Origin of the sequence: Candidatus Halocynthiibacter alkanivorans, from assembly GCF_003333265.1 — a bacterium.
GTDB classification, from domain to species: Bacteria; Pseudomonadota; Alphaproteobacteria; order Rhodobacterales; family Rhodobacteraceae; genus Halocyntiibacter_A; species Halocyntiibacter_A alkanivorans.
The window spans coordinates 1-21,348 of sequence record NZ_QOLB01000137.1 but is presented as its reverse complement, the minus strand read 5'-3'; the positions used below and the strand labels follow the sequence as shown (position 1 = coordinate 21,348).

20 protein-coding genes are annotated in these 21,348 nt (G+C 60.5%); 16 read left to right on the top strand and 4 right to left on the bottom strand.

All coding sequences use genetic code 11. The features are described from left to right. Positions 1-51 precede the first annotated feature (51 nt). The 7 genes from DWA01_RS17485 (at position 52) to DWA01_RS17455 (ending at position 5,364) form a co-directional block, all read left to right on the top strand. A complete protein-coding gene (locus DWA01_RS17485; protein ID WP_114287097.1) occupies positions 52-861 on the top strand; it encodes a chromate resistance protein ChrB domain-containing protein in 810 nt (269 codons plus the stop codon). A gap of 3 nt (positions 862-864) precedes the next feature. Next, positions 865-2,106: a chromate efflux transporter gene (gene chrA / locus DWA01_RS17480; protein WP_114287096.1), complete on the top strand. Its 1,242-nt coding sequence runs from the start codon at positions 865-867 to the stop codon at positions 2,104-2,106. A gap of 88 nt (positions 2,107-2,194) precedes the next feature. Further along, positions 2,195-2,680, top strand: coding sequence for an SspB family protein (locus tag DWA01_RS17475; RefSeq protein WP_114287095.1), 486 nt, complete (start codon positions 2,195-2,197; stop codon positions 2,678-2,680). Between the two features lie 110 nt (positions 2,681-2,790). Continuing rightward, entirely contained in the window at positions 2,791-3,348 is a 558-nt protein-coding gene (locus DWA01_RS17470) for a class I SAM-dependent methyltransferase (RefSeq protein ID WP_114287094.1), read from the top strand. A 128-nt stretch (positions 3,349-3,476) separates the two neighbouring features. Beyond that, positions 3,477-4,871 (top strand): class II fumarate hydratase, encoded by a 1,395-nt coding sequence (gene fumC / locus DWA01_RS17465; RefSeq protein ID WP_114287093.1) that lies wholly within the window; start codon positions 3,477-3,479, stop codon positions 4,869-4,871. After that, positions 4,868-5,155: a DUF4169 family protein gene (locus DWA01_RS23970; RefSeq protein WP_114287092.1), complete on the top strand. Its 288-nt coding sequence runs from the start codon at positions 4,868-4,870 to the stop codon at positions 5,153-5,155. The genes fumC and DWA01_RS23970 overlap by 4 nt, the downstream gene beginning before the upstream one ends. After that, entirely contained in the window at positions 5,152-5,364 is a 213-nt protein-coding gene (locus DWA01_RS17455; protein WP_114287091.1) for a ribbon-helix-helix domain-containing protein, read from the top strand. Before DWA01_RS23970 ends, DWA01_RS17455 begins: the two co-directional genes overlap by 4 nt. Positions 5,365-5,568: 204 nt before the next feature. On the opposite strand, the gene DWA01_RS17450 is transcribed toward DWA01_RS17455, so the two are convergent. The 3 genes from DWA01_RS17450 to cysS form a co-directional block, all read right to left on the bottom strand. Further along, the gene (locus tag DWA01_RS17450; RefSeq protein ID WP_114287090.1) at positions 5,569-6,321 is read right to left on the bottom strand and encodes a squalene/phytoene synthase family protein; all 753 of its coding nucleotides are present in this window, start codon (positions 6,319-6,321) and stop codon (positions 5,569-5,571) included. Further along, a complete protein-coding gene (gene cimA / locus DWA01_RS17445; protein ID WP_114287089.1) occupies positions 6,318-7,979 on the bottom strand; it encodes a citramalate synthase in 1,662 nt (553 codons plus the stop codon). Before cimA ends, DWA01_RS17450 begins: the two co-directional genes overlap by 4 nt. A gap of 118 nt (positions 7,980-8,097) precedes the next feature. Continuing rightward, on the bottom strand, positions 8,098-9,501 hold the full coding sequence (cysS, locus tag DWA01_RS17440) for a cysteine--tRNA ligase (protein ID WP_114287088.1): 1,404 nt from the start codon (positions 9,499-9,501) through the stop codon (positions 8,098-8,100). Between the two features lie 322 nt (positions 9,502-9,823). Here cysS and DWA01_RS17435 point away from each other — a divergent pair, with 322 nt between their 5' ends. Next, entirely contained in the window at positions 9,824-11,008 is a 1,185-nt protein-coding gene (locus DWA01_RS17435; protein WP_114287087.1) for a pyridoxal phosphate-dependent aminotransferase, read from the top strand. A 24-nt stretch (positions 11,009-11,032) separates the two neighbouring features. Beyond that, on the top strand, positions 11,033-11,836 hold the full coding sequence (locus DWA01_RS17430; RefSeq protein ID WP_114287086.1) for an isocitrate lyase/PEP mutase family protein: 804 nt from the start codon (positions 11,033-11,035) through the stop codon (positions 11,834-11,836). A gap of 48 nt (positions 11,837-11,884) precedes the next feature. On the opposite strand, the gene DWA01_RS17425 is transcribed toward DWA01_RS17430, so the two are convergent. Beyond that, entirely contained in the window at positions 11,885-13,054 is a 1,170-nt protein-coding gene (locus DWA01_RS17425) for a M20 aminoacylase family protein (RefSeq protein ID WP_114287085.1), read from the bottom strand. A gap of 66 nt (positions 13,055-13,120) precedes the next feature. On the opposite strand from DWA01_RS17425, the gene mazG reads away from it, so the two are divergent. The 7 genes from mazG to DWA01_RS17390 all read left to right on the top strand — a co-directional run bounded on the left by mazG (position 13,121) and on the right by DWA01_RS17390 (position 20,419). Continuing rightward, entirely contained in the window at positions 13,121-13,936 is an 816-nt protein-coding gene (gene mazG / locus DWA01_RS17420) for a nucleoside triphosphate pyrophosphohydrolase (protein ID WP_114287084.1), read from the top strand. Positions 13,937-14,056: 120 nt separating this feature from the next. Continuing rightward, complete coding sequence (locus tag DWA01_RS17415; protein ID WP_114287083.1) at positions 14,057-15,064, top strand: Fe(3+) ABC transporter substrate-binding protein; 1,008 nt, start codon at positions 14,057-14,059, stop codon at positions 15,062-15,064. Between the two features lie 175 nt (positions 15,065-15,239). Continuing rightward, positions 15,240-16,184 (top strand): nucleoside hydrolase, encoded by a 945-nt coding sequence (locus DWA01_RS17410; RefSeq protein WP_114287082.1) that lies wholly within the window; start codon positions 15,240-15,242, stop codon positions 16,182-16,184. Beyond that, on the top strand, positions 16,181-16,630 hold the full coding sequence (locus tag DWA01_RS17405; protein ID WP_114287081.1) for a GNAT family N-acetyltransferase: 450 nt from the start codon (positions 16,181-16,183) through the stop codon (positions 16,628-16,630). Before DWA01_RS17410 ends, DWA01_RS17405 begins: the two co-directional genes overlap by 4 nt. Positions 16,631-16,664: 34 nt before the next feature. Continuing rightward, positions 16,665-18,086 carry a protein adenylyltransferase SelO family protein gene (locus DWA01_RS17400; protein ID WP_114287080.1) on the top strand — a complete coding sequence of 474 codons (1,422 nt, stop codon included), beginning with the start codon at positions 16,665-16,667 and terminating at the stop codon, positions 18,084-18,086. Between the two features lie 243 nt (positions 18,087-18,329). Further along, positions 18,330-19,577, top strand: coding sequence for a cation:proton antiporter (locus tag DWA01_RS17395; protein ID WP_114287079.1), 1,248 nt, complete (start codon positions 18,330-18,332; stop codon positions 19,575-19,577). Next, positions 19,577-20,419, top strand: coding sequence for a PhzF family phenazine biosynthesis protein (locus tag DWA01_RS17390; RefSeq protein ID WP_114287078.1), 843 nt, complete (start codon positions 19,577-19,579; stop codon positions 20,417-20,419). The genes DWA01_RS17395 and DWA01_RS17390 overlap by 1 nt, the downstream gene beginning before the upstream one ends. The last annotated feature ends 929 nt before the right edge of the window (positions 20,420-21,348 follow it).

Below are 21,348 nucleotides of genomic sequence, written 5' to 3'. Positions count from 1 at the left end.
GCATCCTCGGTCTGCTTCCGCAGGCCGCCTGTTAACCCAGTAAGGATGCCCATGTCAGCCCCGAATGAAATCACCCCAAATCAGTTAATCCGCCTTCTCGGCACCCCCGAAGCTCCGGTGGTCGTTGATGTCCGCATTGATGCAGACTTTGACGACGATCCCTGTCTGGTGCCAACCGCGATCCGCATCCCGCACCGTGACCTGCCTGCCATTCAGGACGCAGCGCGTGGTGGAAAAATTGTCGTCACATGCCAGAAGGGTAAAAAACTCAGTCAGGGCGTAGTGGCCTGGCTGCGGGCCGACGGCACAGACGCGGAATATCTTGGCGGCGGAAACCTTGGCTGGCGCGACAGTGGCATGCCCTGCGTTCCGGCCGCCGCAGTGCCCGCCAGATCAGAGGGCGCAACCCTGTGGGTGACGCGGCACCGGCCAAAAATTGACCGCATCGCCTGCCCCTGGCTTATCCGTCGTTTTGTCGACCCGCAGGCGCGTTTTCTGTTTGTCAGCCCCGGTGAAGTCGCGGATGTTGCCGACCGGTTTGGCGCAACCCCTTTTGACATTGAGGGCACGTTCTGGAGCCATCGGGGCGACAGATGCACCTTTGACACGATGGTGGAAGAATTCGCCCTGGATCTGCCGGCGCTGCACAGCCTGGCGGCGGTGGTCCGGGCGGCGGATACCAACCGCCATGATCTTGTGCCGCAAGCGGCGGGTTTGCTGGCCATTTCCGTCGGGTTGTCGCGCCAGTACCGCGATGATCATCAACAATTGTCTGCTGGCATGACGCTATATGACGCCCTCTATCGCTGGGCGCGCGACGGGCAGAATGAAGGCCATGACTGGCCGGCGTCGCGAGGATAACCCATGAAAAAACCTTCATTTTCTGAAGCCGCCCGTGTTTTCATCCGCATCGGGCTTCTGTCCTTTGGCGGCCCGGCGGCGCAGATTGCGGTGATGCACCGGGAACTGGTGGACGAAAACTCTTGGCTTTCAGAAGCGCAGTTCCTGTCGGCGCTGTCTTTTTGCATGTTGCTGCCCGGGCCCGAAGCGATGCAGCTGACCACCTATGCCGGTTGGCGCCTGCACGGCGTCGCCGGCGGGCTGTTTGCCGGGCTTGCCTTCGTGCTGCCCGGAGCCCTGGTGATGATGGCGCTGGCCACCGGATACGCGCTCTGGGGCACGTTGCCGCTGGTCTCAACTCTGTTTCTGGGCATCAAGGCCGCGGTGGTCATCGTGGTGATCCAGGCATTGATGAAACTGGCGGCGAAAGCCCTGAAAACAAAGGCCGACCGGGTGCTGGCCCTGCTGGCGTTCCTCGGGCTCTTTGCCCTGGCCCTGCCCTTCCCGCTGGTTATCGCCGCCGCTGCCGCCTGGGGCGCGTTCACGGCACGCGGCACTGCAGGCGAAAGCCACACAGTCCGCGCCACGCCGCTGCGTACAATCACAATCTGGGGCGGCCTGTGGGCCGCGCCGCTGCTGGCGGCCTGGGCGGCAGGCGCTGACCGGTTGCTTGAAATCGGCTTGTTTTTCTCCCGCCTGGCGGTGATCACTTTTGGCGGCGCCTATGCGGTTCTGGCCTGGATGGCGCAGGACGTGGTGACCAACCGCGGCTGGCTGACGCCTCAGGCCATGGTGGACGGGCTGGGTCTGGCGGAGACCACCCCGGGCCCGCTGATCCTGGTCACTGAGTTTGTGGGGTTTCAGGCCGCGACCGGTGGCGGCATATCTGCTGGTGTTCTGGCGGCACTGATGACCCTCTGGGTGACGTTTACCCCCTGTTTTTTATGGATATTCCTCGGCGCGCCCTACATCGAGATGTTGTCATCCAAACCCCGGCTGCATGGCGCAATGCGCGCGATCTCCGCCGCTGTCACCGGGGTGATTCTGAACCTGTCTGTGTGGTTTGCGCTCAATGTTATGTTCGGCGAGTTGTCGCTGTGGTCCCCCGGTCCGGTCAAGCTGCTGATCCCGGTCTGGAGCAGCGTCAGCCTCATTGCCCTGTCGCTTACGGCACTGGCGGCACTGTTATTGTTGCGCCTGCGCCTCGGCTTGATTCCGGTGCTGTTTATCAGCGCCGGCAGTGGCTGGCTTTTGTCGCTGGTTTAACGCACCAGCGGCGCCGCCATAGCCACAGCTGCCCTTCCCTTTGGGGCCGAATCCCCTATGCTGGAGCTACAGTTCGAAAGGTACCGAAATGACTGGGTCAATTGACTACGGGAATCTGATGCACCGCGCGATGCGGAGCCTGATCAAACAAGTTCTCCTCGATGTGGCGGACAGTGGACTGCCCGGGCAGCACCATTTTTTCATCACGTTTGACACCAAACACCCGGATGTCGCCATTGCAGACTGGCTGTCGGACCGTTACCCGCGGGAAATGACCGTGGTGGTGCAACACTGGTTTGAGGATCTCGAAGTGAATGACGATGGATTCGCCATTACGCTGAACTTCGGGGACAATCCTGAGCCGCTCTATATTCCCTATGATGCCATCCGCACCTTTGTGGATCCGTCCGTCGAATTCGGCCTGCGCTTCGAAACACAGGATGAGGACGATGAGGAAGAGTCGGGGCAGCAGGATGATGAGGTCGAAGCCTTCATCCCGCCGGAACCGATTGAAGATGATCACCACCGGCACAAGGAAGCCGAAATTGTCAGCCTGGACAAGTTTCGCAAATAACATGACAGGCTAATATTGTGAACTTTTCGTGACAACAGCCTGTAGGCAGTTGTTTTCGTTCGAAGTATTTGCATAAGTGTACTGAAAAAATGCGTTTACGGAGAGCGGACATGGCCATTGATATTGCAGTATTTTTGAGTGAAGCGATCCGTCGCCCGACCCAGATTGCCGCCATTGCGCCGTCCAGCGCCCGCACCGCCCGTCTGATCACCAGGGGGCTGGAAAACACCCGGGGGCCGGTGGTTGAAATCGGCCCGGGCACCGGGGTTTTCACCCGGGCGATTCTGGCGCGCGGCGTCGATCCGTCCCGCCTGACCCTGCTGGAAATGAACCCGCTGTTTTGCGAACACCTGCGCGAGAAATTTCCTGGAGTCACCGTGTTGAACCGCACCGCACAGGACATCGCCGATATTGGTCTGAGCGATATCAGCGCCGTGGTCTCTGGTGTGCCGCTGCTGGCCCGGCCGCAGTTGCAGCGCGCCATTGTCGTCCCGGCGCTTAAAGTGATGGCCCGGGACGGGGTGATGACCCAACTGGCCTACAGCCGCAAATCACCGCTTTCAGAAACAATGCAGGCAGAGCTTGGCGTGACCAGCCGCCACCGTGGTACGGTCTGGGCCAACCTGCCGCCGGCGCGCATTTTTGAATACACCCGACACCAACAGTAACGTGCCGGCCAGCGGGTTGGGGCAATGTTTTCGCCAACATTCTCGCCCGCGACCCTCTGGCTGATTGCCCAGTCGCCTGCGACACTCTATAGGTTTTTCCCGACCCGCTATTGTCAGGAGAGCAGCCCATGACCGACACCCGTACCGAAACCGACAGCTTTGGCCCGCTTGAGGTTCCCGCAGACAAATACTGGGGCGCTCAGACACAGCGTTCCCTGCTCAACTTCCCCATTGGCTGGGAAAAACAGCCGGTGGCCATTGTCCGCGCGCTGGGGGTGATCAAACAGGCCTGTGCTGAAGCCAATAAAGCCAGCGGCAAACTGGACGGTGACAAGGCCGACGCAATCATTCAGGCCGCCTCAGAAGTCTTTGCCGGCAAGTTTGACGACAACTTCCCGCTGGTGGTCTGGCAGACTGGCTCCGGCACCCAGTCCAACATGAATTCCAACGAGGTGATCGCCAACCGCGCCATCGAAATCATGGGCGGCGTGATCGGATCCAAAGACCCGGTGCACCCGAACGACCATTGCAACATGGGGCAGTCCTCAAACGATACCTTCCCCACCGCCATGCATATCGCCACCGCGATGACGGCGCATGACGTGCTGCTGCCCGGCCTGGAAAAACTACACGCGGCGCTGGAAGCCAAAGTGGTTGAGTTTGACGGCATCATCAAAATCGGCCGCACCCATACGATGGACGCAACACCGCTGACGCTGGCGCAGGAATTTTCCGGCTACAGCCACCAGGTGGCGATGGGCATCCGCCGCGTCAAAACGGCGCTTGGTGCCATCTATGAGCTGGCCCAGGGCGGCACTGCTGTTGGCACCGGGCTGAACACACAAGAAGGCTGGGGCGAAACCGTAGCTGCCAATATGGCGCGCATCACCGGCCTGCCCTTTGTCACCGCCCCCAACAAATTCGAAGCGCTCGCCGCCCATGACGCCATGGTCGAGATTTCCGGCGCGCTGAAAACCGTCGCCACTTCGCTGTTCAAAATCGCCAATGACATCCGCATGCTCGGCTCCGGCCCGCGTTGTGGTCTCGGCGAGCTGATCCTGCCAGAAAATGAGCCCGGTTCCTCGATCATGCCCGGCAAGGTAAACCCGACCCAGGCCGAAGCGATCACCCAGGTCTGCGCCCATGTTCTGGGCAATGATGCGGCGGTTGGTTTTGCCGGCACCCAGGGTCATTTTGAGCTGAACGTCTACAAACCGATGATGGCCTATAACGTGCTGCAGTCGATGCAGTTGTTGGGCGATGCCTCTGCCACGTTCACCGACAATTGTGTGGTGGGCATTCAGGCCGACCGCGACCGGATCGAAAAGCTGATGCGCGAAAGCCTGATGCTGGTCACCGCGCTGGCGCCTGAGATTGGCTATGACAACGCCACCAAAGTTGCCAAGACCGCGCATAAAAACGGCACCACGCTGAAAGTAGAAGCCATCGCGCTTGGATTTGTGGACGCCGAGACCTTTGACCGGGTGGTGCGCCCGGAACAGATGATCGGCCCCAAAGCTTGAGCAAGCCGATAAATCTCAACCGTGTCCGCAAACAGCGGGCACGGGACACAGCCCGGCAGCAGGCTGATGAAAATGCTGTGAACTTTGGCCGTACAAAAGCGCAGAAACAGGTTGAGGCGTTTGACAGCGCGCGCGCCGGTTCAGCGCTTGACGGCGCAAAGCTGGACGGCTCGGATGCTGACAGGTCGGAAACACAGGGTGCAGACGCCCCGGAGCCAAAAACACAAGTGGCGGACAACGGCAATGCCATTTCCAACAAAGCTGAGCGGGAGCCGGACAGATGAGCCGACCACAAAAACGCTCCCTCACCCTGCGTGGCCATCGCACCTCAGTGTCGCTGGAAGACGAGTTCTGGCAGGCGTTCCGCGACATCGCCGCCGAAAGCGGCCAGCCGATCAATGTGCTTGCGGCCGAGATCGATGCAGCAAGAGGCGCCGACAGCGGGCTTGCCTCCGCCATCCGCCTGTTTGTGCTGCGCCATCACCGCACTTAACCGCACCAAACCTGAATCAGCTGCCACATGACAGAGACTGCATCGGTTCCGGCTGCCACAGCCCGTCCAGCCATTGCCCGTCCAGCTCACAGGCCGTCCAGACTACTACCCGTCCATAGTACGCCCGATATAGTCAGCGCTTAAACCTGGCTGTGTTAAAACCTGTCAGTCGTCAGGCCTGGCAGTGATCGGGCCGGGCGGCGCTCAGACCCGGCCGCGCAATCGCGCCAGCATCAGACTGCCGTGCCGGGCAAAACCGGAGATGCCAAGACTGCCCTCCGCCACGCGGGCCGGCTCACGGGCCGCCTGTTTCAGCAACGCCCGTGCCTGCCAGGCCGCCAGTGCTGCCGGGCGCCCTGCGGCCTCCACGGTCGTGACAGTGGCGAGCCGGGCAAGAGCACCCTCGGCCAAAGCCGCAACCGCCGAAGCCCGTCCATCCACCAGCGGTTTGCGGCCCTGGTTCTCCAGTTCCGGAATGGCGCGGAACCAGGAGGCAATACCGCTGGCATAGCCAATGGCGCGGAACACCTTTTCCTGCTTTGCGCCCAATGCACGCGCTGCCACCCACATCAGCGTGGCCGAAGTGGCTTCAATATGGGCCTCAAACGCCACCTGATCTTCAAACGCATCGCTGTAAATGTCCCAGCTGCGCGCGGTGACCAGACCGTCCAGCATGCGGGCGGCCTCATCGTCCAGCACGCCTGCAAGTGGTGTGATCACCTCATGGCGGCGCACTGTGGTGCCGGTGGCAATTTCTTCCAGCGCATCGCGCCACCATTGCAGCCGCATTTCCGCGATCATCGCTTCTTTCGTCACCCAGGGCGCGCGTGCCACTTCCAGGTTAAACGCATAGATCGGCAACAGTATTTCGCGCGCGGCCAGCGGCGCCGTCATCGTGGCCAGAAAGCGGTCGGGATCTCCACGGTGCACCAGCTCAGCGCAGGCCTGAATGCTCATGCGCCCGTTCCTGATCCGGGCACTACGCCAACGCCGGCCCCAACGGTTGCCCCGTCGCGCACCAGTTTCCAGTTGATTGCGTCCAGCAGCGCCTCAAAACTCGCGTCCACAATATTGGCCGACACCCCAACGGTGGACCAGCGCCGCCCGGCACTGTCTTCGCTGTCGATAATGACCCGGGTTTTGGCCTCGGTGCCGCCCTGGGTGATGCGCACCTTGTAATCCACCAGTTGCAGATCATCGATGATCGCCTGATAGGGACCGAGATCCTTGGCCAGCGCTTTGGCCAGCGCGTTCACCGGGCCACGGTCATGGCCGCCCTCATCCATGCTTTCACTGACAGAGAGTTTCTTCTCGCCGCCGATTTTCACCACCACGACCGCTTCCGAGAGGCTCACCGTCTGGTCATATTTGTTTTTGCGCCGCTCCACCGTGACCCGGTAGCGTTTCACCTCAAAAAACTGCGGCAGCAACGCCAGTTCGCGGCGCGCCAGCAGCTCAAATGAGGCCTGGGCGGTGTCATAGCTGTAACCCTCATCCTCGCGCAGCTTGATCAGCTCGAGGATGCGCCCCAGCGCCGGCGCCCCGGCGGCAACTTCAAGTCCCATGTCCAGCAGACGTTTGCGCAGATTAGACTGGCCAGCCTGGTTGGACATCGGAATGATGCGCGCGTTGCCCACTGTATCGGGGGCAATATGTTCATAGGTGCTGGGATCCTTCAGGATCGCGCTGGCGTGCAGTCCGGCCTTATGAGCAAAGGCCGAGGCGCCCACATAGGGGGCGGAACGCTGCGGCACCCGGTTCAGGATATCATCCAGCGTTCGGCTCACCCGCACGAGACTGGCCAGCGCATCCTCAGAAACGCCAATGTCAAACTGATCCGCATAGGGCTGTTTCAGCTTCAGTGTCGGGATCAGAGTCACCAGGTTGGCATTGCCACAGCGCTCGCCCAGCCCGTTCAGCGTGCCCTGGACCTGGCGCGCACCCGCCTCAATCGCAGCGAGCGAATTGGCCACCGCATTGCCGGTATCATCATGGGTGTGAATGCCCAGGTGACTGCCGGGAATGCCGCTTTCAATTACCGCACGGGTGATGCTGGCAACCTCATGGGGCAACACACCGCCATTGGTATCACAAAGCACAATCCAGCGTGCGCCGGCGCCGTAGGCCGCATGCAGGGATTTGAGCGCATAACCCGGATTGGCCTTATAGCCGTCAAAGAAATGCTCGGCGTCAAACAGTGCTTCCCGGCCCAGCGCTTTCAGGTGTTCAAAACTGCGGGTGATATTGTCGAGATTTTCCGCCAGAGATATGCCCAGCGCGGTCTCGACGTGAAAATCATTGGATTTGCCGACCAGGCAGACCGAACCGGTGCCCGCGTTCAGCACCCCGGCCAGCACGTCGTCGTTTTCTGCCGAACGACCGGACCGTTTGGTCATGCCAAAGGCGGTGAACTTCGCGGCCACTTTGGGGGCTGATTCAAAAAAGGCGCTGTCGGTGGGGTTGGCCCCGGGCCAACCGCCCTCAATGTAATCCACGCCCAGAGCGTCCAGCATCTGCGCGATCTGGTGTTTCTCATCAGAGGAAAACTGCACGCCCTGGGTCTGCTGCCCGTCGCGCAGGGTAGTGTCATAAAGATAAAGGCGTTCTTTGGTCATAACAGGTCTCGCGAAACAGAGGGCAGCGCCCGGCCCGGGGGGAGCGCAAAGTGCCCGCCCGTAGGGGCGGGGCGGGCGCTGTCCGGGCGCACCCGGACGGTTTCAATGCACGGCAGGATCATTCGCACAAGGCGTCCAACTTTGAAGTGTCAATCTGGCCGGAGGCAAGAACCTCAACACCCTTTTTGGAAATACGAACTTCAAATCCGGCCTCCACCAGCGCCGCCTTCAAACGATCCACTTCAGAAAAGTCCTTTGTTGCCATTGCATTAGACCGCAATGTTTCAAGCCGGTCGCGCAAATGCTCCAACCGGTCAGACACCGCGGAGGTAACGGGCTCCACGGCGACAGACGGATCGAAGCCGAGGAAGTCCAGCGACGCCCGCAATGCCGCGCCCGCGCCGTCTTTGGCCTGACGGTGCATCACCGCGATGGCGCCGGCCGTGTTCAGGTCATCGGCAATCGCTGCCAGCAGTTCCGGCGCAGGGCTTGGCGCGGGCTCGATGCCCGCGACGAGACCTTTCCACTTGCGCAATGTAGCCTCAGCGTGTTTCGCCTTCTCGTCGGTCCAGTCCATCGGTTTGCCATAATGGGTCTGCAGGAAGACAAAGCGGATCACTTCGCCGGGCACACCCTGGTCCAGCAAATCGCGCACGGTAAAAAAGTTGCCCAGCGATTTGGACATCTTCTTGCCCTCGACCTGCAGCATCTCATTGTGCAGCCAGTAGTTGGCGAATTTGCTCTCCGGATGGACACAGCAGCTTTGCGCGATCTCGTTCTCATGATGGGGGAACTGCAAATCATTGCCGCCGCCGTGAATATCAAATGTTTCGCCCAGCAGCTCATAAGACATCGCTGAACATTCGATGTGCCAGCCGGGCCGGCCGCGCCCCCAGGGGCTGTCCCAGCCCGGCAGCTCATCGGTTGACGGTTTCCACAGCACAAAATCCATCGGATTGCGTTTGTAGGGCGCCACTTCCACCCGTGCGCCGGCGATCATATCGTCAATGGAGCGCCCCGACAGCTTGCCATAGTCTTTGTAGCTTTCGACCGCGAACAATACATGCCCCTCGGCCTCATAGGCGTGGCCCCTGGTGATCAGCTCCTGGGTCATGGTCACCATCTGCGGGATATAGGCGGTGGCGCGCGGCGCGTGATCGGGCTCCAGCGCGCCCAGTGCGCCCATGTCCTTCAGGAACCAGCCAATGGTTTCATCAGAGCGCTGCTGCACCAACTCTTCCAGTGTTCCTGGCGCGCCCGCTTGTTTGCGGGCCACAGCCGCGGCGTTGATCTTGTCATCCACATCGGTGAAATTGCGCACATAGGTGACATGCTCAGCGCCATAAACATGACGCAGCAAACGGTTCAGCACGTCAAAAACCACCACAGGCCGGGCATTGCCCAGATGCGCCCGGTCATAGACCGTCGGGCCACAGACATACATGCGTACATTCTGCGCGTCGATCGGGGTAAACACGTCTTTCTTGCGCGTTCTGGTATTGCTCAGCCGGATTTCGGTCATGTCAGCTCCTTCGGGTGTCCCCGCAGGCTTTAGCAACTTCACTTACAATAGAAAAGAAAAGACCGGCCTGCGTGACGATATCAGCAGGGAATAATGCAACAAATAATGGTTGTGCTTCGGGTCATATGACATCGATAGCAGCATGGGCGCGGTCTGCCAAGCCCGCAACAGGACGCGACCAGGCACTGCGCCTGTGCCTCTGCCCGCGCCTACACCTGGCAACTCATCGCATTTGCTGAAGCATTCCGATCAAAATCGCTGATTTGACAGCAAAAGCCCGGCTGTGGCCTGTTGGGGGTCATTAGTTCTACACGAGGCACCTATGCAGCTTTCCCAACGTATCCGTGGCATCAATCCCGACGCATCCAACAGCTGGGAGGTCTTTGACCGTGCCCGCGAGATGAAACTGGCGGGCGAAAGCGTCGTCGAACTGACTATCGGCGAACACGATACTGCCACCGATACGGCCATCCTGAGCCACCTGCACCAAAGCGCCGTGGACGGCCATACCGGATATTCCGCAATGTCGGGCACCGATGCGCTGCGCCAGGCCGTCGCTGCGCGGGTAGAGGCACGGACCGGCGTCCCCACCAGCGCCGCGAATGTGCTGATCACTTCCGGCGGCCAGGGCGCTTTGTTCGCGGCGCATATGCTGGCCTGTGATCCCGGCGACAGTGCCGCATTCATTGATCCCTATTATGCCACCTACCCCGGCACCATCCGGTCTGTCGGCGCAGTCCCCCGCCCGGTCATGGCCCGCGCAGAGCACAATTTTGAACCGTCTTATGCAGCCCTGTCCACGTCCACCAGAGGGTCCAGATCGCTGCTGGTCAACAGCCCGAACAACCCCACCGGCGTGGTCTACTCCGCTGAAACGCTGAACAATATTGCCCGCGCCTGTCAGGAGAACGATCTCTGGCTGATCTCAGACGAGGTCTATGACACCCAGGTCTGGCACGGCTCCCACATCAGCCCGCGCACGCTGCCCGGGATGGAAGAGCGCACCCTGGTGATCGGCTCGATGTCCAAAAGCCACGCCATGACCGGTTCGCGTATTGGCTGGGTGGTGGGGCCGGAAGCGGCCATCAGCCATATGGCAGAGCTGGCCATCAACACCACCTATGGCGTGCCGGGGTATATTCAGGATGCCGCCTTGTTTGCGCTACAGCAGGGCCGCAGTTTTGAAGAGGATATCGCCGCGCCGTTTCAACGCCGCCGCGCCCTGATCCAGCCGCTGATTGCAGCCCAGGACGTGGTCCGCGCGGTGCCCTCTATGGGGGCGATGTATCAGATGCTGGATATCCGGGCCACGGGTATGAGCGGAATTGATTTTGCTCTGCGATTGCTGAAAGAGGAAAAAATTGCCACAATGCCAGGGGAAAGCTTTGGTCAGGCCGCTGCGGGGCATCTCCGCGTTGCCCTTACCGTTGATGACGACACCCTGACCGGGGCTCTGGGCCGGATGCTGGCATTTGCCCGCGCACGCGCCCTGCAAGCCGCCGGGTAATCGTCCCGGCCAAAGGAGGCTGTGATGCACGTGTCTTTCCGCGATCTGCACCGACCCGGTGATCCATTTATCCTCGCGAATGCATGGGACGCAGGCTCGGCGCGTATGCTGGCCGCGCTGGGGGCCGAAGCCATCGGCACCTCCTCGGCGGCGCACGCCTTTACTCTTGGCCGCCCGGACATGGGCTCGGTCACACGCCAGGAGGCGCTGACCCACGCCCAGGACATCGTCGCTGCCGTCAACATCCCGGTGTCAGGAGATTTCGAAAACGGCTTTGGCGATGATCCAGACACGGTGGCGGACACGGTGCGCATGGCTGCCGAAGTCGGGTTGGCCGGCATCTCGATTGAAGATACCACGCTGCCCTCCGCCACGCCCTATGACCGCGAACTTGCGGTGGAACGCATCAAAGCGGCAGCGTCCGCTGCGCGCAGCCTGCGCAAAGACTTCGTTTTGGTGGCACGTGCAGACGGGGTGGACAACGGAGAATATGATCTAGCAGAAGGCATTGCCAGGCTGCTGGATTTTGACAGCGCCGGGGCCGATTGCCTGTACCTGCCGATGCCCCCCCATACGGCGGATCTGACCATCATCTGCAAAGCGATCCAAAAGCCGGTCAACGCGCTGGCGGCCGGGCGTTTCACCGAACTCAGCCGCGCCGATTTCGCCAGACATGGCGTGGCGCGCATCTCAATTGGTTCATCGCTGGCACGTGTCACCCACAAAGTCATTCATGACGCCGCCACCGCGATGTTCAATGACGGCTGTTTTGACCCGCTGGGCCAGGGGCTTCCCGGCGCAGCGGTGGATCAGTTGCTCGCCAGATAGTGCTTTGGTCCTCGCCAAATTAACTCTCCATCAGCGCACTGATTGCGCTCAGCCCGCAGGTGCCAGCTTTTCGACCAGGCGCGCAAAGAACGAAGCGCCGACCGGGGCCACCTCGTCGTTGAAATTGTATTGCGGATGGTGCAGCCCGGCGCTCTCGCCCTGACCCAGAAACAGATAAGCGCCTGGACGGGCCTTCAGGAAATAGGCGAAATCCTCTGCCCCCATTTCCGCTTCCGTTTCCCGCTCGACCCGGTCTTCTCCCATCAGATCTGCAGCGATATCCGCCGCCAGTCGGGCCTGCTCCGGGTGATTGACCGTTGCCGGGTATTCGGTGGCGTAATCCAGCTTCGCGCTTACGCCGAAACTGGCGGCCTGGCCGTCAACAATCTCATGCATCCGCTGCATCACCAGCGCCTGTACGTCTTCTGAATAGCTGCGCACGGTGCCCTGAATATACGCCTGCTGCGGCACGATATTGTCTTTGCTGCCGGTGTGGATCTGGGTCACCGAGATCACGATCTTTTCCATTGGCGGCACATTGCGCGACACGATGGTCTGCAGCGCCATCACCATGGAGGCCGCCGCCACCACCGGATCCACGCATTGGTGCGGCCGCGCGGCGTGACCGCCCTGGCCTTCAATATGGATGTCAAACGTATCCACCGCCGCCAGCAGCGGCCCGGAGGAAGTCTGAAAATCCCCCAGGGGCACGTTGGGCCGGTTGTGCAGCCCATAGATCTGACCGATGTTAAAGCGCTCAATCACGCCCTCTTCCACCATGACCCCGGCGCCACCGCCCTCTTCTTCGGCGGGCTGAAAAATCAGTGCCACAGTGCCGGAGAAATTGCGTGTTTCTGCCAGGTAGCGCGCCGCGCCAAGCAGCATGGTGGTATGGCCGTCATGGCCACAGGCATGCATTTTGCCCGGGTTATCAGAGGCGTAGTCCAGCCCGGTGGCCTCCATGATCGGCAGCGCATCCATATCGGCCCGCAGCCCGATCGCCGGGGCGTCGCTGGCCTCTTTGCCATGGATCAGCGCCACGATGCCACTGGTGGCAATGCCCTCATGGATCTCATCCACGCCAAAATCGCGCAACCGCTGCGCCACAAAACCCGACGTTTCCGGCAGCTCAAACGCCAATTCCGGGTGCCGGTGCAACCATTGGCGCCACTCAGACATTTCAGGTGCGAATCCGGCGATACGGTTTAAAACGGGCATGTGGACAGACCTTTCATCCTGGAAGATAACAGGGGCAGACATTTCCCTAATTCAAGTGGCAGCGCAATGACGATTTATGACAGATCCCACGATGGTATCACCCGGTTGCTGGAGATTATGAAGCGCTTACGCGATCCCGACACCGGCTGTCCCTGGGATATTGAGCAGACCTGGGCCAGCATCGCGCCTTATACCATTGAAGAGGCCTATGAGGTCGCAGATGCGATTGAACGCGGCGACGTGCAGGACCTGGAAGGCGAGTTGGGGGATCTGTTGTTGCAAACCGTGTTCCACGCCCAGATCGCGAGTGATACCGGTGCCTTCAGCTTTGACAGTATCGCCCATAAGATTTCCGACAAGATGGTCGACCGGCATCCGCATGTGTTTGGCGATGAAGAGGTCAAAAAGTCCTCAGAGCAGCAAACCCGCGACTGGGAAGTGCAAAAAGCACAGGAACGCGCCGCACGGGGTGAAGAACGCACGCTGGACGGGGTGGCGCTGGGGCTGCCGGCGCTTCTGCGGGCGTTAAAACTGCAAAAACGCCTGGCGCGGGTGGGATTTGACTGGGCCAATACTGGCGATGTGATTGCCAAGATTGTTGAGGAATCCCAAGAACTTGTCGAAGCGCGGGACCATCTGAGCCAGGATGAGGTCGAAGCTGAATTCGGCGATCTGTTGTTTGTGGTGGCGAATCTGGCGCGACATATGAATGTGGACCCGGAAAAAGCGCTGCGCCGCACCAATGCCAAGGTCGAACGCCGGTTTGGCGCCATTGAGGACCGGCTGGCGGAACAGGGCAAAACGCCGCAGGACAGCGATCTCGATGAAATGGACGCGCTGTGGAATGCGGTAAAAGCAGCGGAAAAAGCGGTGGCGGAGTAAGCAGATAGCAGTCAGGCCGCGGGCTGGCTCGGGGCAGATGCATGCGAATGAGAATTCCCCCTTGACCAAAGTAAAAGACTCGGGTTTAAGCGTCCCGACAAAAACACTAAGGATTTAAAAATGACCATTCGTGCTCTTCTTCTGGCCTCGCTGGCCGTGACCGCCGCCGCACCAGCTATGGCTGCAGAAGTCAATGTTTACTCCTACCGCCAGCCTGAATTGCTCGCTCCGCTGACCGATGCATTCACCGCCGAGACCGGTATCAAAGTGAATGTTGCCTTCCTGGAAAAAGGCATGGTTGAACGGCTGCAGGCCGAGGGCAAACGCTCCCCTGCTGACGTGCTGCTGACCGTTGATATTTCGCGTCTGGCCGGCGTGGTTGCTGCCGGTCTGACCCAGCCGGTCGACTCCGAAACGCTGCGGGCAAACGTGCCGGCCGAATACCGCGATCCCGAAGGCCAGTGGTGGGGTCTGACCACCCGCGCCCGCATTGTATACGCTTCCAAGGACCGCGTCGCTGAGGGCGAAGTCACCACCTATGAAGATCTGGCTGACCCAAAATGGGCCGGACGCATCTGTACCCGCTCCGGCACCAACGCCTATAACATCGCGCTGACCACGGCGATGATCAACCAGCAGGGTGAAGAGGACGCCAAAACCTGGCTTGCCGGGCTGAAATCCAACCTGGCACGCAAACCTCAGGGCAACGACCGCGCCCAGGTCAAAGCCATCTGGGCTGGCGAATGCGACATCGCCATCGGCAACACCTATTACATGGGCCAGATGCTGAGCGACCCTGAGCAGGTGGCTTGGGCCAACTCCGTCAACCTCGTGTTCCCGACCTTTGAAAATGCTGGCACCCATGTGAACGTATCTGGTGTGGCGATGACCAAAGCCTCCAAAAACCAGGACGAAGCGCTTCAGTTCATGGAATTCCTCACCTCGCCAACAGCGCAGGAAATCTATGCCGAGGCCAATTTTGAGTACCCGATTGCGCCTGGGTCCAAACCATCCGAGATTGTCTCGGGCTGGGGTGAATTTACCGCAGACACCGCCAATCTGATGGATCTGGCCCGGCTGCGCGGCACCGCGTTGAAAATCACCGAAGAAGTTGATTTCGACGGCTGACCCGTCACACATGACCACATGAAAACGCCGTCCCACACCGGGGCGGCGTTTTTTATTGCCCGGGCTAAAGCTTTGATACACTGGTTCTTCCGGCGCCAAGCGGTTAGAGGTGCTGGACAAGCCGCGCCGTGCCAGGCACTGTCTTGCCAACCTGTCTTTGCCGCAAGGAAACGTGATGCCATCGCCACGTAAAATCATAATTGACACCGATCCGGGCCAGGACGATGCGGTTGCTATCCTGCTGGCGCTGGCCAGCCCGGAGGAGCTTGAACTGCTGGGTATCACCGCAGTGGCCGGCAATGTGCCACTGGCGCTGACCCATGTGAATGCACGCAAAATCTGCGAGGTGGCCCATAAAGTCGACGTGCCGGTCTATGCCGGGTGCGACGCACCGTTGAAACGGGCGCTGGTGACGGCGGAACATGTGCATGGAAAAACCGGACTGGATGGCATTGATCTGCCAGCGCCAGTAATGGCATTGCAGGAGATGCATGCGGTAGATTTCATCATTCATGAATTGCGCCGCCACGCACCCGGCAGTGTCACCCTATGCGCCCTGGGCCCCCTGACCAACATCGCGACCGCCTTTGATCGCGCCCCTGACATTATAGGCCGGGTGGCCGAAGTGGTGCTGATGGGCGGCGCCTATTTTGAGGTCGGCAACATCACCCCGGCAGCCGAATTCAACATCTATGTCGATCCCGACGCCGCTGCGATCGTATTTGGCTCTGGCGTCAAACTGACGGTAATGCCGTTGGATGTGACCCACAAAGTCCTGGTAGATGCGGACCGCGCCGAAGCTTTTGCTGCGCTTGGCAGCGATACCGGCAAGACGGTCGCCGCCTGGACACATTTTTTTGAGCGTTTTGATATGGAAAAATACGGCTCTGCCGGGGCGCCGCTGCATGATCCGACGGTGATCGCCTGGTTGTTAAAACCCGACCTGTTCGCAGGCCGCTTTATCAATGTCGAAATCGAAACACAGTCTGAACTGACTCTCGGCATGACCGTCGCCGACTGGTGGGGTGTCACGGAACGGCCCGCCAATGCCACATTTATCGGCGATGTGGACGCGGCGGGCTTTTTTGAGCTGCTGACCAGCCGGCTGGCGCGGCTGTGAGCGCGGCGCTGCATCTGGCGGGACCAGACGATCTGGCAAAGCTCGAACCTCTGGTGGCAACCTTCCACGATCATATCGGCCAGCAAAGCGATGAGGCCGCGCGACTGGCGATGCTGACGCCGGTGCTGGACGGCACGCCGCTGGCAGTGGTCTATCTGATCGGCATCCGCCGCGCACCGGTTGGCTATATCGCGCTCAGCTTTGGTTATTCCTTTGCCATGGGCGGCATCACCGCCTCGGTGGAAGAGTTCTTTATCCGCGAGAAACTGCGTCGCCGCGGCATGGGCGGTGAAGTTCTTGGCTCGCTGGCCTCTGCCCTGTCCGGTCACGGTGTTGTGGCAATGCGCGTCTCTGCCTTGCCCTGGCTGCGCCCATGTGAAAAACTATTTTACCGCGCCCTGTTTCGCGCCGATGAGGGCGCTCCGGAACTGATCCGGCGGCTGTAACCCGCCGGAACGCGCAGAAAGACCAGGAAAACCAATGCCGCTGACCATAGAATTCGACAACAGTTATGCCCGCTTGCCGGACCGGTTTTTTGCCCCTCAGGCGCCGGTGCCAGTGGCCGCGCCCGAACTGATTGTGGTCAATGACGCCCTGGCGCGTGAACTGGGCATCGATCCGGCTGAATTGCGCAGCCACGAGGGCGTCGAAATGCTGGCCGGCAACGCGATACCAGAGGGCGCAGCGCCGCTGTCTCAGGCCTATGCCGGGCATCAGTTCGGTGGCTGGGTGCCGCAACTTGGCGACGGGCGTGCGGTGTTGCTGGGGGAAGTGGTTGGCGCAGAGGGCCGCCGCGATCTTCAGTTGAAAGGCTCCGGGCGCACCCCGTTCAGCCGCGGCGGTGACGGCCGTGCCTGGCTGGGGCCGGTGCTGCGCGAATATCTGGTGTCTGAGGCGATGTATGCGCTTGGCATTCCGACCACCCGCGCCCTGGCAGCCGTGTCCACCGGCGAACGCGTGCAGCGTGAACAGGGGCGCGACGGCGCGGTGCTCACCCGCATCGCCGCCAGCCATATCCGCGTCGGCACCTTTCAGTATTTCGCGGCGCGCCAGGATGTAGAGGCGCTGCAACTCCTCACCAATCATGTGATCGAGCGCCATTATCCGACCGCCACCGACGCCATAAGCCTGCTGGATCAGGTGCTTGAGGCCCAGGCCGGTCTGATCGCGCAATGGATGTCGGTCGGCTTTATCCACGGGGTGATGAACACCGACAATATGGCGGTGTCTGGCGAAACCATCGACTATGGGCCCTGCGCCTTTATGGATACCTTTCACGCCGAAAAAGTCTTCAGCTCAATAGACCAGTTCGGGCGTTACGCCTGGTGTCAGCAACCGCTGGTCGCGCCGTGGAATCTGGCTCAGTTCGCCTCGTGCCTGCTGCCCCTGATGGGCGAAGAAACCGCTGCCATCGAACAGGCCACCGCGATCATCCACAGTTTTCCCGATCGCTACCAGCGCCACTGGCGCCGCCAGTTTGGTGCCAAAATCGGCCTTGTTGAGGCTGGCCTGGAAGACGACGCGCTGATTGACGGTCTGCTGTCACTGATGCAGGCCCAAAATGCTGATTTCACCAATACATTCCACGCCCTGGCCGGGGGCGACGCACGGCAGGAATTTGACGATCCCACCGCGTTTGATGTCTGGGAGACCAGTTGGCGCGACCGGGTGCAGCGTGAAACGAATCCCGAAGCGCGCATGCAGGCGGCGAACCCGGCCGTCATCCCGCGCAATCATCAGATTGAAGCGGCGATATCGCAGGCGGAGGGCGGAGATTTCACTCTGTTCCACCGGCTGAATGCCGCGCTGGCAACGCCTTACGAGCTGGACACAGCCAACGCGGACCTGGCCCTGCCACCAACACCTGAACAGGTGGTGCCCAATACATTCTGCGGCACCTGAACGCCGGGCGTCCTATCCGTCACCATCGCAAAACGGCGTGAGCAGCCGTCAGAGCTGCCCTGCCCCACGCGGTCCGACATCGCCCCAGGCTGCCCCGGGCCACCGGGCCACCGGGCCACCGGGCGGTGCGCTGCATTTGTCACGTGCATAAGACGGCAGCACGCCCTGAACCCGACGCCGGTTTTGTCAGTCCCAGCAATATGCTAGCTGTTTTGAAACCGGGCCAACAAAAGAACTGAACCAATGAATATTCTGCAAATCACTTCGCTTCTCATTGTGCTGGCCGGTGCCTTTGGCGCCATCAACTATCTGTTTCTGAAACTGCCGGGGTCCATCGGCATTCTGGTGGTGGCGCTGGTGGCCTCTGCGGGCGTGCTTGGGCTGGACGCTGCTTTGCCTGCGCTTGGCATGGCGGACACTATGCGCGAACTGGTCAGCGGGCTGAATTTCTCTGAGGCGCTGCTGGAAGGCATGCTGGGTCTGTTGCTGTTTGCCGGCGCGCTGCATGTGAAGCTGCGCGACCTGAGCGCCCAGTGGAGCGTGGTGGTGCTGATGGCGACAATCGGCGTTGGCCTGTCCACTGCGGTGGTCGGGTTTGGCTTCAGCTGGATCACCGGCATGCCACTGCTGGTGGCGCTGGTGTTTGGCGCGCTGATCACCCCCACCGATCCGGTGGCGGTGTTGGGCGTTCTGCGCCAGGCCAGCCTGCCCAAAACGCTGGAAACCAAGATCGCCGGAGAAAGCCTGTTTAACGATGGTGTCGGCTATGTGGTCTACCTGGTGCTGGTCGGGCTGGCCTTTCCAAAAGGCGAAAGCGAAGGCTCAGCCCTCGGCGATGCCGCCAGCCTGTTTTTCCAGGAAGCGGTCGGTGGCGCTGTGCTGGGCGTGGTGTCGGGCTGGCTGGTGTTTCAGGTCATGAAACGCATCGATGATTATGCCCTTGAGGTGCTGCTTACTCTGGGTCTGGCGCTTGGCGGTTACGTGCTGGCGGATTCGCTGCATTTCTCCGCGCCTATCATGGCGGTCTGCGCCGGACTGCTGATCGGGGATGTGGGCACCAAATACGGCATGTCAGAAGAGACCCGCCAATATGTCGATGCGTTCTGGAAGATGATCGATGAGATCCTGAACGCGGTGCTGTTCCTGATGATCGGCTTTGAAGTCTTTGCGGTGGCCTTTGACGCCGATGCGGTGCTGGCCGGCGTGCTGGCCATTGGCCTCGCGCTTCTGGCGCGGCTCACCGCAGTGGCGGTGCCGGTGCTGATGCTGCGCCCGTTTCGCGAATTTTCCCCCGGGGTGATCCCGATCATGACCTGGGGCGGGCTCAAGGGCGGCATCTCGGTGGCGCTGGCGCTCAGCCTGCCGGACAGCGAATGGAAACCCTTGATCCTGACCACGACCTATATCATCGTGATTTTTTCAATCATCGTGCAGGGGCTGACAGTGGCGCCCCTGGCGAAACGTCTTGGCCGTGAACCGGAGCTGATGTGATGACCCATTATGTAGTCTATGACGTGTTCACCGATCAGGTGTTTGGCGGCAACCCGCTGGCGGTGATACTGGATGCCGGAGCACTGCCGGAACACGACCTGCAGCGCATCGCGCGTGAGTTTAATTTTTCCGAGACCGTGTTTCTGTTCCCGGCAGAAAACCCGGAACACACCGCAAAGATGCGCATTTTCACCCCGACAATGGAAATCCCCTTTGCCGGCCATCCCACCATCGGCACCGCCATTGCACTGGCCGATATGGGCACGCCGGGGGAAATGATCCTCGAGCTTGGTGTCGGTCCGATCCCGGCGCGGGTCAAAGATGGCCAGGCCAGTTTCACCACCAAAGTGCCGCTGAAAAAGTCAGGCACGCCTGATCCTGCGCTGGTGGCGCAGTGTCTGGGGCTGGATGTGGACGAGATCACCACCGCCACCCATGCACCACAGATCGCCTCTGTCGGGCTGCCCTTTGTCATTACTGAACTGACGTCGCGCGATGCGCTGGCCCGGATCCGCACCGATACCGACGCGTTCCGCCAGGGCGCTGAGACCTGGCCCGACAGTATGGATTTCGCCCAACTGGCCTATGTGCGCAACGCCCATATGGTCGAAGCCCGCATGTTTGCGCCGCTGGACAACATTCCGGAAGACCCCGCCACCGGCAGTGCCGCCGCCGCGCTTGGAGCGCTGTTAGAAGAGCGTCTCGGCCATTCGATAAACCTGGAAGTGTCCCAGGGTGTCGACATGGGCCGTCCCAGCCGGATTGACGTGCATGTGAAAGAGGGCGCCATCACGATTTCCGGCACCGCCCGCCGTGTCATGTCCGGCACGCTGGAATATTGATTTTTTTAAATGGAGCAGTGGCAGCGGCGGATGTCCGGGGCGTGTCACAGAAACAACGCACGAGGCAGCCACAGCGCACTCCCTGGTGTGAATTCCGGGCCACCGCCTTTCTAAGTTGTACCCGTTGCCCGATCGCCCGGATCGGCCCCATTCCGAAACAGGGCCGCGCCTGAGCCTGGGGCGGCGTAAAGCGCCTTCCTGAGCGAAAAGTCAGGCGCAGCTCTACCGGTGGAAAGGCCTCGCGTCCGTCATTGCGGTGCGGCGACCTGGTGTCATCATTGATCCTTGATGATTGGGCGGGTGCCCTCAACAGCGTCCCGCAGAACGAGATCCTCGTCTTTCGCACGACAGCCTGAACCTTGGGGGGATGTTATTGAGATCCAGAACCAGTTTGATCCTCAGATCGAATAATTTCACCGAAAAAAGTCATGTATATATTGGAAGATTTGTACCACTAGCCCCTGGGGGGACATACACAAGTACCCGGAGAAAGTCCACTTTCTCTCCTGGTGAAGAATATGTCTCTCAATTCCTCAAAAAGAGTCCGGTCACAGCATTCTTCGTCAGAGAACTGATCCGGATCGACAAATGTTGCGTCTGGCTCCGCAGTTTCGAGATTGAAATACTGTGCGACCGCTGCGCTTGGTGTTGACGCTGCAGAGATCAACAAAGTGACGGCTGGCGCAGCCGATGCGAGGCTGCCTGACCGAGCCAGAAACTGGCGTCGTGTAACGCGGTTTCCACCCTTTTTCGTACCCATAGGTTCCTCCTGCCTTTCGGCGTTGAAACAGGGACTCATATTATACCAAATCGCCCAGATTCTGACTCGTGTTTTGCGGGTTTCTCTTTGGGTTTGTTTGTGATTCCCTTTTGGAATAATCGACACTCTTTGTGGAGGGGATCATGGTTGGCATTGAGTTACGGGGAGA